Consider the following 15919-nt stretch of genomic DNA (forward strand, 5'->3'; position numbering starts at 1 on the left):
CCCGCGCCTTATCGCGCGGCAAAGCGGCGTTCCAGCGGCACGATGACCAGCCGCTCCCCCGCCACGAAAAGCAACACGATGGCGAAGCAGGTCGCCAGGAAAGTCACGCTGTCCGCCGTGGTCTGGGCGCGCAGCATCAGGTATCCCAGGCCGCTGGGCGCGCCTACCAGCTCCGACACCAGGGCGATCTTCCAGGCGATACCGTAGGCGATGCGAATGGCGGACAACAGGTAGGGCACCAGCAGCGGCAAGGTGATGCGCCACCACACCCGCAGCGCGTGGCGCGTAAAACTGCGGCCCATCTCCATCAGCTCGCGGTCGATCGCCCGCAGGCCCTCCGTCACGTTGACCAGGCAGAACGGGATCAGGATGGCCACTTCCACGAAGATGACGCTGAAGTCCCCGGCATCGAACCAGATGGCCGCCAGGATCGCCCACCCGATGGAAGGAAAGGAATTCAGTACGGGCTTGATCCGTTCCTGCACGATCGCTTCGCACGCCGGCACGGCCTGCGACAAAAAGGCCAGCGCGCTGCCGATGAGCCCGGCCAGAAGCACCGAAACGACCACGCGCAGCGTCGAAATGGCGGTGTGGCCCAGGAACGCCGGATCGATGAACAGATCGAGCAAGCGCCGCCCGACGGCCAAGGGTCCGGGCAGCACGAACTCCGGCAGGCCGCGCGCCGTCAGCCACCATCCGGCAAGCAGTGCCACGACCAGGCCTTCGCCCAGCAGGCGGGCTTTCCAACCGGGCGCCTCGGCGCCGCGCACGGGTGCGGAGCTATTGCGCATATTGCCGTGACAGCCGCTGCTGCAGGGGTGAGAAGACGAAGCGATCGGTGCCGTAGACGAACAGCACGATCAGCACGATGGACACGAAAATCGTAGTGGTATCGAAATCCTGGCGCGCCATGTTGATCAGGTAGCCCAGGCCGGAATTGCCGCCGAAAAGCTCGGCCGTCAGGGTCACCTTCCAGGCCACGCCGAACATGATGCGCAGCGTGGCGAACACAAACGGATAGAGCAGCGGCACGACCACATGGCGGAACTGGCGCCAGCGCGAGCGGGTATAGCTGCGCGACATCTCCAGCAGTTCGTCGTCCATGCTGCGCAGCCCCGCCCACAGGTTCACCAGCGCGAACGGCGTCAATACGGCGCTGATGGCGAAGATCACCGCGCCGGAGTTGATGCCGAACCACATCACCGCCAGCAAGGTCCAGCCCACGCCGGGAAAGGCGTTCAACAGGGGCGCGAGCCGGTGCTGGACCGCGAAGCGCCAGACCGGAAAGTAGTACGGCAGCAGGGCCAGCAGGGCACCGATGACGAAGGACAGCGCGATCGCGCCCAGCACGTGGCCGATGGACACCGCCAGGTGCCACAACTGATGCGGATTGAGCAGGAAGCGGTACAGCCCCCGCGCCACTTCTCCCGGCCCCGGCAGCAGGAACGGCGGCAGCAGCCACGACGCGCCTTCCCACGCCGCCAGGAAGGCCAGGGTAAAGAGATGCGGCGCCCAGGACCGCCGCGGCATGCGTGCCGGCGCGGGGCCGCGCGCGCTGATACTGGATGACATGAAGCCGGCCTCAGGCGCGCGGGGCCTTGTCCCACACCAGCGTGCGGATGTCCGGATAGGACTTCAGCACGCCGAGGTCGCGCGCCTGCTGGTAGAACAGCATGATCGCCTCGGCATGTTCCTCGCTGAAGTAGCCGGGCACTTCGGAATTCTTGCTGAACCACCACTCGAAGAAATCCGGCTCCAGGCCGCTTTCCTTGCCCACCGCGCCGAAGACTTCCGCCTTGTTCGCCATGGCGTATTTCAGGGACTCGCGGAAAACGCGGCAGAATTCGACGTAGGCGTCCGGCTGCTTGGACAGGCGCTCCGGATAAGCGATGTTGACGGCGCTGACGAAGCGCGTCTTGAAGATCTCGTTGTTGTCGCGCGCCGTTTCCGCGATCAGCCGGTATTCGCCCGACTTCAGCGCGCGGTAGGCCTGGCTATGTATCAGCGTCGCGGCGTCGAGCTTGCCCGAGGCCAGCGCGCCCGGCAGATTGGGCGCCTGGATTTCCACCTGGTTGACATCGCCGCCCTCCAGCGCCATGTTCAGCCCGTACTTCTTCGCCAGCGCGATGCGGATCTGCGTATAGCCGGTCGAGCGCAATCCGTAGGACCCCAGCGTCTTGCCCTTCAGGTCCTGGGGCGTCTTCAGAGCGCTATCGCGCGGCACCCATACGCCGGCGCCTTCGCCGGCGGGGGCGGCGCGCAGGGAGGCCGCCAGGACATTCACCGCCAGGCCGCGTTGCGCGGCGGCCGGCAGGCTGACCACCGCCGCCATGATGACGTCGTATTGTTTGGCCGAGGTGGCCTGGATCAATTGCGGAATCGCCAGCGCGCGCGCCTGCACATCGATCGTGGCGGACGGCACCTTGCCATTGCGCATCGCCCAGGTAACGACGTCGTAGGCCGGGTCCAGCAGATACGCGTAGGTGATGGTGGGGCGCTGTTGCGCCAGCACGGGCGCCGCTATCCCATAGAGCGCGGGCAGCGCGACCAGTTTCAGAACACTGCGACGATGCATGGGCAAACTCCTAGGACATCGCGGCCCGTTCGTCGACGGGCATTGCCTCCATCGCGCGGAACAGGCCGACGAGATGATCGCGATGGGCCGCGAGACCGGCATGGTCCGCGCGGCGCGGCCGCGGGGTATCGATCGTCAGGGTCTCCAGCACGGTGGTCGGTTTGCCGGAAAACAGGACGATGCGGTCGGCCAACTGCAAGGCTTCGTCGATGTCGTGCGTCACGAACACCACGGTCTTGCCGGTGCGCTGCCAGATCTGTTCGATCTCGGCGCGCATGCGCTGGCGGGTGTTGGGGTCGAGCGCGGAAAACGGCTCGTCCATGAAAATGATCTGCGGGTCCACCGCCAGCGCGCGGGCGATCGCCACCCGCTGGCGCTCGCCGCCGGACAGCGCGGACGGGTATTTTTGCGCGTCGGCCGCAAGCCCCACCATGGCCAGCAGTTCCAGGGCCCGCTCGCGGCGGCGCCCGGCCTCCAGCCTGGTGGCCCTGCCGAAGCGGAGTTCCGACGCCAGCAGGATGTTGTCCACGGCATTGCGCCACGACACCAGCCGGGGCGACTGGAACACGAAGGCGATTTCCTGCCAGGCTTCGCCGGGAGCCCGTCCGGCCACGCTGACCTGGCCGCCGGCGACCGGCAGCAGCCCGCCCATCACCCGCAGGGAAGTCGATTTGCCGCAGCCCGATGGGCCCAGGATGCAGAGGAATTCGCCCCGCCTGACCTGGAAGCTGAGCTTGTCGTAAATGCGCTGGCCGCCCAGCGCCACATCGACGCGATCGAACACGATGATGGGGCCAGGTACTGCCCCGTCACGGGCGGCCGGGGTTGCGGAAGCGTCGATGGACACGGAAACGAATGGGCGATGGATAGGGCTTGGTATCCGCTTGGATACAAAAACGCGCGCCTCGCACCTTACCAGGGATGACGCCGGTTTGCCATGGTGTTCCCCCTAGGGCCGGACCACCGGCGACCGCACCGTTCCTCGGTCGGCCGCGCGCACCGCACGTTCCCGCGCGCCGCCAAGGCGTGCCCGCGCGTCCCCCCCGCGGCTCCTGGCCACGAGATCGCCTCAGGCGTAGAAACCCATCCTGGACATGTCGGCCCTGATCTGGCTGCGGTCGATCTGTATGGGCTGCCTGCCGACGCCACCGGGCGGAAGCGTCGCCGACGAAGCCACCGACTTCGCCGGCCGGAAACCGATATCCAGCAAAGTCCGGTTCAGCGCGGAATAGAACTCCGTCTTCTTGAAGTCCTGCATCACGGCGATGCGATCGGTTTCGCGGCCGTCGAAGACCCAGCTGTACAGATACGGTAGCGTGCGCTGGAATATGCGGCGATGATGCTCGTTGATAAAGAACTTCGCATGCTCCACGTAGCGATCGATGTTCTTGGCCAGGAAGTCGCGCGTAGACGCGCCGCCCATGAGCAAGGCTTCGCCGGCGCCGGGGCTGGTTTCCCTGTATTCCGGCATCTTGAGCTTCATCCGGGCATACAGGTTGCATTGCTCCAGGCCGTCGTAGCATGGCGAAGGCGCCGCGGTGAACCGGGACCCGAACTTCTGCAGGAACTTCCAGGCAAGAAACCACGTCATTTGCGCCGCCTCGCCGAGGTTTCGCTTCACGTTCTTATCGAGGTTGACCTGGCCGCCATGATTGCCGGGGAACGGTATGAAAATGGCATTGGTGGCCGGACTCATGAACTTGACGCGTTGCGCGTCCTGGGGCTTGAAGAACCCGCGCGTCTCGTGCATGGAGAGGACGGCGCAGTAATTCCTGACGTTGCGCGGGATCACGCTGGTGTCGATATCGCTTTTGTGCCCGAGACCCGCCACCGGGTCGACGGCGAAGATATTGACGCCGACCTGGGGAAAGAACTCGTTCAGCTTGTACGCCAGCTTCGTGCACGTCACCGCGCCCCGGCTCCAGCCCAGCATATTGATGACGTGAGGGAGCCGATCCAGTTCGGCGATCGTGGCGATGGCATGTATGACGTTGTCGTCCCAGCCGGCGCCCGTCGCCATCCCCGTCAAGGTCCAGTTGATATGGGTATTGCCAAGTTCCTTGTTGCCCAGGGCGGACTTCGACTGCTTGTCGCGCGTGAAAGGATTGAACTGGCCCGGCGTCACGCTGCTGGTCGGACTGCTGCCCGGACCATCGCATATCAGGAAATCGCGATATTCCCTGCCCGCGGCCAGGCGACCGAACTCCGCAACGATTTCCCCTTGATCATCGCGGCTTGCGCATGTCCCGTGATTGAAGACGGTGAATACTGTCATTTGAACCCCACTGCATTCGTTCATTGAAGAATGCCGTCCACCCGCGGGGCCTGGTGAGCGATGCGCGGCATCGCGCCATCTCCACCGCCGCTGATGTGTATTCCGGCACTCGAGTCGCGGCAGGATAGGGAGTTTTCTCGCGTGTCCTAACGAGAAAATCCTGAACGCGTCACGGCGAACACAGTGGCGAAGACGCCATTCGGGCGGATTGCCGAACGACCTGTCATAAGCGTCCCATCGAGATGTAGGAACCGTTCACGAAGGGCTGGCAATCGGATGTTTGAATGAGGCGAAGATTGTGTCGCCATGTAGGATTCAATGCACTCCAAGCGGCGAATCGACGCCGCCCCGGCGCGTATCTCGAGGAAGCCGCCGCCGGCAGCCACCCACCGGTCCGTTCCCGCCGATGTCCGCAGCCGCCGGGCCTTTGCTTTATGCCGGGCCTTTGTTAAGCAGCGCCTTCAGCATGCCGAGGCGTTCTTTGGGACTCAGGGCGCGCGTCGCTTCGTCTTCGGGAAAGCGCGCGTCGCCCAGGCCCATTTCCTCGATGAAACGGGAAGGCTCGCGCACCAGGTCTTCGCGCGCGCGCCGCCGCTTCTTGCACCAGCTAAGGTTCAGGCTGCGCTGCGCGCGCGTAATGCCCACGTACATCAGGCGGCGCTCTTCTTCGATGCGGCTCGCCAGGGATTCGGCGGCGCGCGCGGGATCGCCTTCTTCGTCGTCCTTGCCCAGGTGGGGCAGCAGCCCCTCTTCCACCCCCGCCATATAGACGTGGGGATACTCCAGCCCCTTGGACGCATGCAGCGTCGAGAGCTTGACCGCGTCGGGTTCCTCTTCCTCGCCACGTTCCAGCATGGTAACGAGCGCGACGTGCTGCACCAGCTCGAACAAGGTCATGCCGTCTTCGTCGGCCTTGCGCTTGAGCCAGCCGGTCAGTTCCAGGACGTTCTGCCAGCGTGTCTGCGCCGGCTTCTCGTCGAACATATCGTAAAGATAGCGTTCATACTGGATGGCGCCCAGCAGGTCATCCAGCAGCACGCCCGCGGGCTCGGCCGATGCCGGCTTGCTGCCGTCCGGAGCGCCGCGTCCGGCCCGCCATTGCATGCGCCGGACAAATTCCGCGAAGGTACGCAGGGATTCCAGCTGGCGTTGCTGCAGCAACGCATCCACGCCCTGCTCGAACACGGCGGCGAACAGGGAAAGCTGGCGTTCCGCGGCGTACTGCCCCAGCGTTTGCAAGGTGCCCTGCCCGATGCCGCGCTTGGGGGTGGTGGCCGCGCGGATGAAGGCGGGATCGTCCTCGTCGTTGGCGATCAGCCGCAGATAGGCCAGCACATCGCGCACTTCGGCCTTGTCGAAGAAGCTCTGGCCGCCGGAAATCGTGTACGGTATCTTCAGATTGCGCAGCGCCTGCTCAAGGATCCGCGACTGGTGGTTGCTGCGGTACAGGATGGCATAGTCTTTCCACTGCCCCTGCCGTTCGAAGCGGGCGGCGGAGATCCGCATCGCGATCGCCTCCGCTTCGGCTTCTTCGCTATCCATCGGCGTAATGACGATGGGCTCGCCCACCCCCAGGTCGGACCACAGCTTTTTCTCGAACAGCTTGGGATTCTTTTCGATCACCTTGTTGGCGGCGGCCAGGATGCGCTGCACCGACCGGTAGTTCTGCTCCAGCTTGATCAGCTTCAGATTGGGGTAGTCGGTCGTCAGCTTGGCCAGGTTTTCGATGGTGGCGCCGCGCCACGCGTAGATCGCCTGGTCATCGTCCCCCACCGCGGTGAACATGGCGCGGTCGCCGCTCAGCAGCTGGACCAGGCGGTACTGGCACACGTTGGTGTCCTGGTATTCATCCACCAGCAGATAGCGCACGCGGTTCTGCCAGCGGGTGCGGACTTCTTCGTTCCCTTCGAGCAGCAGGGCTGGAATGCGGATCAGGTCGTCGAAGTCCACCGCCTGGTAGGCGGCCAGGGTGGCGGCATAGCTGCGATACACGCGCGCGGCTTCCACATCGGCCTTGGTCGTGGCCTGCGCCGCCGCGGCGTCCGGGTCCAGCAGGGCATTCTTCCACAGCGAAATCGTCGTCTGCACGGTACGCAGCCAGCCGCGATCCGTCGTCGCGAGCAGCTCCTGGATGATGCCCATGGCGTCGTCCGCGTCCAGGATGGAGAACTGCGGCTTCAGGCCGGCATTGCGCGCTTCCTCGCGCAGGAAGCGCACACCCAGCGCATGGAAGGTGCTGATGGTCAGGCCCTTGGCGAGCTTGCGGTCCACCAGGGTCTTGACGCGCTCGTCCATTTCGCGCGCTGCCTTGTTGGTGAACGTCAGCGCCACGATATTGCGGCCCATGTAGCCGCATTCGCGCAGCAGGTAGGCGATTTTCTGCGTAATGACCCGCGTCTTGCCGCTGCCGGCGCCAGCCAGTACCAGGCAGGGGCCGCCCAGATACAGGATCGCTTCGCGTTGCGCGGGGTTCAAGCCGGCGGGTAGGGACTCGGACATGGGGCGTCAGATTTCCAGGGGATCGACCTCTAGCTGCCAGCGCACGCGGGACGCGGCGGGCAGATCGTGCAGCATCGCGGACCACGTGCCGAGGAAAGCCTGCAGGGCGGGACGGCTGGCGCTTTCGACCAGCAACTGCGCCCGTTCCATATTGGCCACCCGCACCACCCGCAGGGGAACAGGATCGTAGCGCGTTACGGCGGCCGCCGTCGGAAAGCGATCGGCCATTCCCGCATCCGGAAGATCGCGGGCCTCCTGCAGGAATGCCAGCGCCTGGGCCAGTTCGCGCGCTTCCGCCGTCAACAGTGCCTGATGGGCGAACGGCGGCAGCCCCGTGCTTTCGCGTTCCGCCAGTGCGGGCCCGGCAAAGCCGGCGTAATCGTGACGCACCAGCGCCTGGTAGACGGGCTGTTCGGGGTAGCCGGTCTGTATCAGCACCTCGCCGCCTTCCGTATGCCGGCCGGCGCGGCCGGCAACCTGCATCAGTTGGGCGAACAGCCGCTCCGGCGCGCGAAAGTCATGCGCGAACAGCATGGCGTCCGCGTTGAGTACGCCGACCAGGCCCAGGCGGGCGAAGTCATGTCCCTTGGCCACCATCTGTGTGCCCACCAGGATATCCACCGCGCCGGCATGCACGCTGGCGAAGAGCGCCTGCGCGCTTCCTTTGCGGCGCGTACTGTCGGCGTCGATGCGCAGGATGCGGGCTTGCGGAAACAGATCGGCGAGGTGTTCCTCCACCCGCTGGGTACCGCGCCCCATGGGCTGCAGATCCTGGTCGCCGCACTCGGGACAGGCGCGCGGCACACGCGCCTGATAGCCGCAGTGATGGCATTGCAGGACGTGCCCTCCCGGCCCCGCCCCCCGGTGCAGTACCGTGAAGGCGGTGCAGCGGGGGCACTGGCTGACCCAGGCGCAGGAGGCGCAATGCAGCACCGGCGCGTAGCCGCGGCGGTTCAGGAACACCAGGGACTGTTCGCCGCGCTCCAGCCGCTTGCCGATCGCATCGACCAATTGCGGCGACATGCCTTGCTTCATGGGCAGGCGCCGCGTATCCACGAGCCGCACGGCCGGCAACTGGCTGGCCTTGGCGCGTGCCGGCAGCGTCAGGCGCAGGTAGCGGCCGCGCTCGGCCTGCTGCCAGGTTTCCAGGGATGGCGTCGCCGAACCCAGCAGCACGGGGATATCGCGGTCCCGCGCGCGCCATATGGCGAGGTCGCGCGCCGAATAGCGCAAGCCGTCCTGCTGCTTGTAGGACGCGTCATGTTCTTCATCGACGACGATCAGGCCCAGTTCCGGCAAGGGCGCGAAGATCGACATGCGGGTTCCCAGCAGTACCCGCGCCTCGCCGCGCTGGGCGCGCACCCACGCCTGCAGGCGTTCGCCATCGGAAAGGCCGCTGTGCAGCACGGCCAGGCAGTCCGGACCCGCCACGGCTTCCAGGCGGCTGCCGAGCACGGCCTGCAACTGCGGCGTCAGGTTGATTTCCGGCACCATCAGCAGCACCTGCCTGCCCTGCGCCAGGACATCCCGCGCTGCCCTCAGGTAGACCTCGGTCTTCCCGCTACCGGTGACCCCATGCAGCAGGACCGGTTTGAAACCGCGCAAGTCGCGGATGGCTTGCACGGCGGTTTCCTGCTCCGCGTTCAGGACCGGTTCCACCGGCGCGACGCCGGTCTCGGCCGCCGCCTCGTCGCCGGTAGCCGCGGGCGCGCGAGCCGGCCCGCGGCGCTTCGCTTGCCTGGCATCCAGCCGCGCAACCGGCCCCGCCCCGGAACGCTTGCCTTCGTAGGCGGACGGTTTGCGCAGGGGGGGCGGCAGGGCCGGCAGCATGACCTCGCCAAGGGGCCGGTGGTAGTAGGCGGCCGCGAAGCGGGCCAGACGCATCCAGTCCGGCGTGAAGGCAGGAAGGTCGTCCAGGACGCGCTCTATAGGCTTGATATGGACGGGGTCGATGGAGGGCGTTTCCAGCGTCTCCGTAACAATACCTACCAGGCGGCGGCGGCCGAACGGGACGATCACCCTTACCCCCGGCGCGAGCAGGCTGGCATGGCTGTAGTCGAACGGTCCCTGCAGCGGTACGTCCAGTGCCACCCTCACCCAGGCGACGACTTGCCCTGGCGCCGCGCGGGGGCAATCCTGCGCGGCGGCCTCAATCATTGCCATAAGCCAAAAGCATGGGTTCCCGCATCATTCTATTTAAAGTGAATTCTCGAAGTTCCCGCTAAGCGCCTGTACTGCCTGCGATAGAAAATGTGGCCGGAACGCCGCTGTGGATAACTTTGGGGAAAAGCCCTGGCTTTTTGAATAGAGGTGCATGTACCACAACAGCGTCAAAGTGGGAAAGGAAATCTCCCAAGAGGTTTCCCTCGATAAATCATGCACTTACATTCGGCCTTCAAAAGGCACAGACTGCGATGCGCTGTCAAGGGCCAATATTCGCTGCTGTGCACAAGTCGGGAAAATCAGGCGCGGATCGCCGTTTTCCACACCAAAGCAATCACTTACTTCATGGCAGAGCACCGTGGAATGCGCGGCTGTAGGTATGGACCTCATCCACCAGCTCGGCTACGGCATCCGGCGGAGTAAATTGCGATATCCCATGTCCCAGATTGAACACATGTCCGCCCTTCCCGACCTGGCCAAAATCGTCGATCACTCGCCTGGCTTGCGCGCGCACCACCGCGGCGCCGCCGAATAATGCCATAGGGTCCAGATTGCCCTGCAGCGCCACCGCGTCGGCCACGCGCCGGCGGGCCTGGGCCAGGTTTACCGTCCAGTCCACGCCCACCGCGTCCGCCCCACAGGCTGCGATTTGCTCCAGCCACATGCCGCCCCCCTTGGTGAAGACGATCGCCGGGACCGGCCGCCCGCCCTGTTCCCGCGTCAGGCCGGCGACGACCTGACGCGTATAGGCGAGCGAGTATTCCTGGAACAGGCCATCGGCCAGCACCCCGCCCCAGCTGTCGAACACCATCACGGCCTGGGCCCCAGCGGCGATCTGCGCATTCAGGTATTCGATGGTCGCCTGTGCGTTCACGCGCAGGATCCGATGCATCAGGTCGGGACGGCCGTAGGCCATGCCCTTGATGAGCCGATAGTCATCGCTGCCCTTGCCTTCGACCATGTAACAGGCGATGGTCCAGGGGCTTCCGGCAAAGCCGATCAGCGGCACACGCCCGTCGAGCTCGCGGCGGATCAGGCTGACGGCGTCGAAGACATAGCGCAGGCGGTCCAGGTCCGGCACGGCCAGGGCCTGCACCTCCGCCTCGGTACGCACCGGACGCTCGAAGTACGGCCCTTCTCCGGCACGGAAATCCAGGCCCAGGCCCATGGCATGCGGCACCGTCAGGATGTCGGAAAACAGGATGGCCGCATCGAGCGGAAACCGCGCCAGCGGCTGCAGCGTGACTTCGGTGGCGTATTCCGGATTCTGCGCCAGGCCCAGGAAAGAACCGGCGCGCGATCGTGTGGCGTTGTATTCGGGCAGATACCGCCCTGCTTGCCGCATGAGCCAGACAGGTGTGTAAGGCACGGGCTCGCGCAACAGGGCGCGCAGGAATACATCGTTTTGCAAGGCGACGGCTGACACGATTTTCCTTGAAAGATCCACGGCCTGGATTTTACCCGGCGGGACGCCGTCAAGCCGCCGGGTCCTTGCACGACTGGCGCGGGCGGTACGGCGCGGCATCGATATGGTGCTTGCGCATCAGCGCCCAGAAGGCACGGCGATGCTTGGCGGAAGCGCGGGCGGCACGCGCGACATTGCCGGCGTGGCGCGACAATGCAGTGCGCACATAATCGCGTTCGAAGCTGTCGACGACGCGCGACTTGGCGATGCGGAACGGCTCGTCGGGATGAACGCGCGGCGCGGCCTGGATAGCCAGCAGACTGCTGTCGATGGCCTCGCGGGGCAAGCGCGGCCGGCCTTCGCTTTGCAGCGATGCCATTCTGCCGGCCATGGGGGCGGAGGCGATGGCCCAGGCGGCGGGGCCGGCATCATGGCCGGCATAGCGCACGCCCGCTTCGCGCAGGGTTTTGCAGGAACGCATAGCCGAACCCGAGGCCGGTGCCGGGGCAGCGCCGTGATCGGGATCCGCGGCGTCCGTCCGGGCATCGTAGATCGCGGCAAACGTGTCGCGCGGGGCGGCGTCGGCGGTGTCCTCGACAGCCGCGTCTGCCGGGGACGGTCCGGCGAGCGGCCGGCGGCCGCTCGCCACCCGGTCGACACGGACCCGCAGCTCTTCCGGGCATAAGGGGTCGCGCACGAAATCGCACATGCCGAGGGCCAGCAGGTCCTCTACCGCCGCCGCCTTCAGCCCCCGGGCCAGCCCGATCAGCGGCGTGCGCAGGCCGCCGCGCGCGCAGGACAGCGCCGTCCGGGTCCAGCCCAGCGTGTCGGGAGCTACCGGCAACAGGCAGGCGTCGAAGCGACGCAGGGACATCGCCAGGCGGGCAAGCGAGTGCGTGGCCGCCTGCGTCCCCGAGTACGCGGCGGCCACGCCGCCGGCGGCGACCAGCAGCGCGCCGTTATCCAGCGTCACCGCGTGCAGCCGCACGCGCGCCATATGCGCCGCATGCCGCTCCATCCACTCGTTTATCCAGCCGGTATGTTCCGGCACCATGAGTACGCCGCAATCTAGCGTCTCGCGCATCGCTACTCCTCCGTATTGGTCGAAGCAGCAAGCCTAGATAGCGGTGCCGTGTCCGGCAATTCGCAAAGTCCACACTGCGGCTTGTACGTAGGGGAAAGCACGCAGGAACCGACTCAGGCCTTGGCCTCCCGGGCCCATGCCTTGTGCCGGGCTTCCAGTTCCGCGATACGGGCGGCTGCGGACCTGCGCCGGGCGATCCACAGGTACACCCCAGTGGCGAGCACGATGATCGTGATCACATCCAGCACCGCCCAAATGATCTTGAGCGGCATGCCGGCATAATCGCCGAAGTGCAGCGGCCTCGACACCTCCAGCGCCCGCAGGTACCACGGCATCTCCAGCTGCGTGTCCACGGCGCCGGTGCGCGCGTCCACCAGGACGGGGCTGAACAGGCGGGAAGTCAACGCGGTATCGCCGTTGAGCCAGACGAAATAGTGATACGGACTGCCGAAGGGATTGCCCGGAAACGTCACCACATTGACCTTCATCCCCGGCTGTGCCTTCTGGGCCGCGGCGTAGGCGGCATCGACGGAGCTGAGTTCCGTGGATTGCGGTGTGGATTTACCCTGGTACGGCGCCAGCAGCGTCTGCATCGCCGTGCCCTGCCAGTACTTGAACATCGGCGTCGACAACTCATTGATGACACCCGTGAACCCCACCACGAACGCCCACGCCAACGTGGCGACACCCAGCAGGTTGTGCAGGTCCAGCCATTTGATGCGGGCCGAACGCTCGGCCCGCACGCTGCCGAACGGGATCTTCTTCATGTAGGGTCCGTACAGCACCACGCCGGAAACCACGGCAACGCAGAACAGCAGCCCCATGAAGCCCAGGAAGAGTTCGCCGGCCAGCCCGGCGAACATATCGACATGCAGGTGCAGCATGATCTCCATGAAGCCGTGGCCCTCCTGTTCGGCGGGCGGGAATCGCTTCAGCAGCTCGCCCGTATGCGCGTCGAAGCGCAAGCGGTGCGCGCGATCCTGGTTTCCCAGTTCCGGGTTCAGCCCGATCACCACTTGGGGATCGTCGTCATCGATGAAGACGAATTCGATGGCGTCGTCCGGATACAGCCGTTTGCTTTCCGCCACCATGGCGTCCAGGCTCGCGCGCGGTGTCCCGGACGCGACCTCGGCATACGGCTTGGCATCGTCCAGCCAATGATCGATCTCGTGCGAGAAAATCAGCGGTAACCCTGTCACGCACAGCAGCAGCAGGAACACCGTGCACACCAGGCTGCTCCACTTGTGTATTTCAAACCAGGTCTTGAGGGACAGTTTCCCCATGCTGCCGAGCTCCAGGCCACGCCCACGATGTTAATAATAAGAATCTATCTCACTATTGTAGTCATTTGAAGCCTTGCGCGGGATGGTCCAGCGCCGGTGCATATTCTTGGTGCTTCACAGAGGTTTTTTACTGGACCATCATGGCGTCAACCCGGCAGTACCCCGCCGATCCCGGACGTCACCCCGCCCGCGCATCGACGGCAGTTCCTCGCCGATCCACCCTGCGCCAAGGAAGTGCCATGAGCCAACGCCTGAACTACTACAAAGCCAGCGCCGAAACCGCCAAGAAGTACATCGATTTCAGCCAGTCCCTGAAGAACCGCCCCGTCATCGCGGAACTCGGGCACCTGGTCACGCTGCGCGCCTCGCAACTGAACGGCTGCGCCTTCTGCGTGGACATGCACGTCAAGGAAGGGAAGATCCACGGCGAACGCGAGCTGCGCCTGCACCACGTGGCCATCTGGTGGGAATCGCCGCAATTCAACGAACGCGAAAAGGCGGCCCTGGCCTGGACCGAAATCGTCACGCATCTGCCTGCCCACGGCGTGCCTGACGAGGCATACGAAAGCGTGTGCGAGCATTTCAGCGAAGAGGAGGTCTCCGACCTGACATTCCTGATCGTCGGCATCAATGGCTGGAATCGCCTGAGCGTGGCATTCCGGCCGGTTCCCGGCTCGGCGGACGAGATGTTCGGCCTGGGCAAGGCCGGCCTGAAGTAAGCCGGCCGACGACCGCCCGGGACCACGCGCCGGGCGTCCGCCTGGGGGGCTCCTTCTGAAGCCGCAAGCCGCCAGGGTGGACGCGCTTTCAAGCGCTGCCCGCCAGGTTGAACGCCCTTTCAAGCGGCGACCCGTCAAGGTGGGACGCCCCCACGCGAGAAATAGAAAAAGCCGGGCAAAATGAACTGACCCCCGAAGGTTGGACGAGATCCAACTTTCGGGGGTCAGTTCAAAAGCCTGGCTTTTTTACGAAGGAACGTACCCGCATCCGGCAGAGGGCCATCGAGCGGGCATTCCGCCCATACCGCCGTGCTGTCACCCGTGCCGCTGGCCCGCTGTCCGCGCGGTTGCGCGGGCTGCGAGAAACGGCATGTGGACTCAGTTGCGGCGGCCCGAGCTTGCCCGCAGGCGACGCGCGGCGGCAGCCTGCGCCGCCAGCATGGCCAGCTCGGCTTCCACCACGGCGATATCCGCCTTGTCCTTGGCATTGCGCAAGGCTTCTTCCGCCTTCTGGCGCGCGGCCTCGGCCTTGGCTTCGTCCAGGTCGGAAGCGCGGATGGCCGTATCGGCCAGTACCGTCACGCTGCCCGGCTGGACTTCCAGAATCCCGCCGGCGACAAAGACGTTCTCTTCGCTATTGTCCTCGCGGACGATCTTCAACGTACCCGGGCGGATTCGCGAGATCAGCGGGGTGTGGCCGGGCAGGATGCCCAGTTCGCCCGCTTCGCCAGGCAGGACCACGAACTTCGCCTCACCGGTGAAGATCGCGGCTTCCGCGCTGACCACGTCGACATGCAGGGTAGCCATACCGAATCCTTATTGCAGTTTCTTGGCCTTCTCGAAGGCCTCGTCAATGGTGCCGACCATATAGAAGGCCTGCTCCGGCAGGGTGTCGCACTCGCCGTCCACGATCATCTTGAAGCCACGGATGGTTTCGGCCAGCGGCACGTACTTGCCCGGCGAACCCGTGAACACTTCGGCCACGTGGAACGGCTGCGACAGGAAACGCTGGATCTTCCGGGCCCGGGCCACGGCCAGCTTGTCTTCGGGCGACAGTTCGTCCATGCCCAGAATCGCGATGATGTCGCGCAGTTCCTTGTAGCGCTGCAGCGTCTGCTGCACGCCACGGGCAACGGCGTAGTGCTCTTCGCCCACCACCTGGGGATCCAGCTGGCGGCTGGTGGAATCCAGCGGGTCGACGGCGGGATAGATACCCAGCGCAGCGATGTCACGCGACAGCACCACGGTGGAGTCCAAGTGCTGGAAGGTCGTGGCAGGCGACGGATCGGTCAAGTCATCCGCGGGCACGTAGACGGCCTGGATGGAGGTGATCGAGCCGGTCTTCGTCGAGGTGATGCGCTCCTGCAGCTTGCCCATTTCCTCGGCCAGCGTCGGCTGGTAACCCACCGCGGACGGCATACGGCCCAGCAGAGCCGAGACTTCGGTACCGGCGAGCGTATAGCGGTAGATGTTGTCGACGAAGAACAGGATGTCGCGGCCTTCGTCGCGGAACTTCTCGGCCATGGTCAGGCCGGTCAGCGCCACGCGCAGACGGTTGCCCGGGGGTTCGTTCATCTGGCCGAACACCATCGCGACCTTGTCCAGCACGTTCGACTCTTCCATTTCATGGTAGAAGTCGTTGCCTTCGCGGGTACGCTCGCCCACGCCGGCGAACACCGACAGGCCGCTGTGCTGCTTGGCGATGTTGTTGATCAGTTCCATCATGTTGACGGTCTTGCCCACGCCGGCGCCGCCGAACAGGCCGACCTTGCCGCCCTTGGCGAACGGGCAGACCAGGTCAATAACCTTGATGCCGGTTTCCAGCAGCTCGTTGGCGAGGGCCTGCTCGTCGTACGAGGGCGCCTCGCGGTGGATGACCCAATGGTCCTCGGCGTTGATCGGGCCGACTTCGTCGA

General features: G+C 65.3%; 13 protein-coding genes. 1 reads left to right on the plus strand and 12 read right to left on the minus strand.

The genetic code is table 11. The features are described 5' to 3' along the window. Nucleotides 1-8 precede the first annotated feature (8 nt). The 10 genes from ACO1P8_RS19085 to ACO1P8_RS19130 form a co-directional block, all read right to left on the minus strand. Nucleotides 9-791 carry an ABC transporter permease gene (locus ACO1P8_RS19085; RefSeq protein WP_486297465.1) on the minus strand — a complete coding sequence of 261 codons (783 nt, stop codon included), beginning with the start codon at nt 789-791 and terminating at the stop codon, nt 9-11. Beyond that, nucleotides 781-1572, minus strand: a complete 792-nt coding sequence (locus tag ACO1P8_RS19090; protein ID WP_486297466.1) for an ABC transporter permease — start codon at nt 1570-1572, stop codon at nt 781-783. Before ACO1P8_RS19090 ends, ACO1P8_RS19085 begins: the two co-directional genes overlap by 11 nt. A 10-nt stretch (nt 1573-1582) precedes the next feature. Then, nucleotides 1583-2575, minus strand: a complete 993-nt coding sequence (locus ACO1P8_RS19095) for an ABC transporter substrate-binding protein (protein ID WP_486297467.1) — start codon at nt 2573-2575, stop codon at nt 1583-1585. 10 nt (nt 2576-2585) lie between these two features. Then, nucleotides 2586-3359 carry an ABC transporter ATP-binding protein gene (locus ACO1P8_RS19100; protein ID WP_486297468.1) on the minus strand — a complete coding sequence of 258 codons (774 nt, stop codon included), beginning with the start codon at nt 3357-3359 and terminating at the stop codon, nt 2586-2588. 285 nt (nt 3360-3644) lie between these two features. After that, a complete protein-coding gene (locus tag ACO1P8_RS19105) occupies nt 3645-4850 on the minus strand; it encodes a hypothetical protein (RefSeq protein WP_486297469.1) in 1206 nt (401 codons plus the stop codon). Nucleotides 4851-5282: 432 nt separating this feature from the next. After that, complete coding sequence (locus tag ACO1P8_RS19110) at nt 5283-7349, minus strand: UvrD-helicase domain-containing protein (RefSeq protein ID WP_094844039.1); 2067 nt, start codon at nt 7347-7349, stop codon at nt 5283-5285. Between the two features lie 6 nt (nt 7350-7355). Then, complete coding sequence (locus tag ACO1P8_RS19115; protein WP_486297470.1) at nt 7356-9506, minus strand: primosomal protein N'; 2151 nt, start codon at nt 9504-9506, stop codon at nt 7356-7358. 349 nt (nt 9507-9855) lie between these two features. Continuing rightward, complete coding sequence (hemE, locus tag ACO1P8_RS19120; protein ID WP_486297471.1) at nt 9856-10938, minus strand: uroporphyrinogen decarboxylase; 1083 nt, start codon at nt 10936-10938, stop codon at nt 9856-9858. Nucleotides 10939-10987: 49 nt separating this feature from the next. Beyond that, complete coding sequence (locus tag ACO1P8_RS19125) at nt 10988-12001, minus strand: helix-turn-helix domain-containing protein (protein ID WP_486297472.1); 1014 nt, start codon at nt 11999-12001, stop codon at nt 10988-10990. A gap of 113 nt (nt 12002-12114) precedes the next feature. Then, the gene (locus ACO1P8_RS19130) at nt 12115-13284 is read right to left on the minus strand and encodes a PepSY-associated TM helix domain-containing protein (RefSeq protein WP_486297473.1); all 1170 of its coding nucleotides are present in this window, start codon (nt 13282-13284) and stop codon (nt 12115-12117) included. A 239-nt stretch (nt 13285-13523) separates the two neighbouring features. On the opposite strand from ACO1P8_RS19130, the gene ACO1P8_RS19135 reads away from it, so the two are divergent. After that, nucleotides 13524-14003 (plus strand): carboxymuconolactone decarboxylase family protein, encoded by a 480-nt coding sequence (locus ACO1P8_RS19135; protein WP_486297474.1) that lies wholly within the window; start codon nt 13524-13526, stop codon nt 14001-14003. A gap of 378 nt (nt 14004-14381) precedes the next feature. Here ACO1P8_RS19135 and ACO1P8_RS19140 read toward each other — a convergent pair whose 3' ends face one another. Next, the gene (locus ACO1P8_RS19140; RefSeq protein WP_094844044.1) at nt 14382-14810 is read right to left on the minus strand and encodes a F0F1 ATP synthase subunit epsilon; all 429 of its coding nucleotides are present in this window, start codon (nt 14808-14810) and stop codon (nt 14382-14384) included. 9 nt (nt 14811-14819) lie between these two features. Continuing rightward, nucleotides 14820-15919 (minus strand): F0F1 ATP synthase subunit beta (gene atpD / locus ACO1P8_RS19145; protein WP_486297475.1); only part of this gene is annotated, 1100 nt, incomplete at its 5' end.

It is taken from the genome of Bordetella sp. (genome assembly GCF_057362025.1).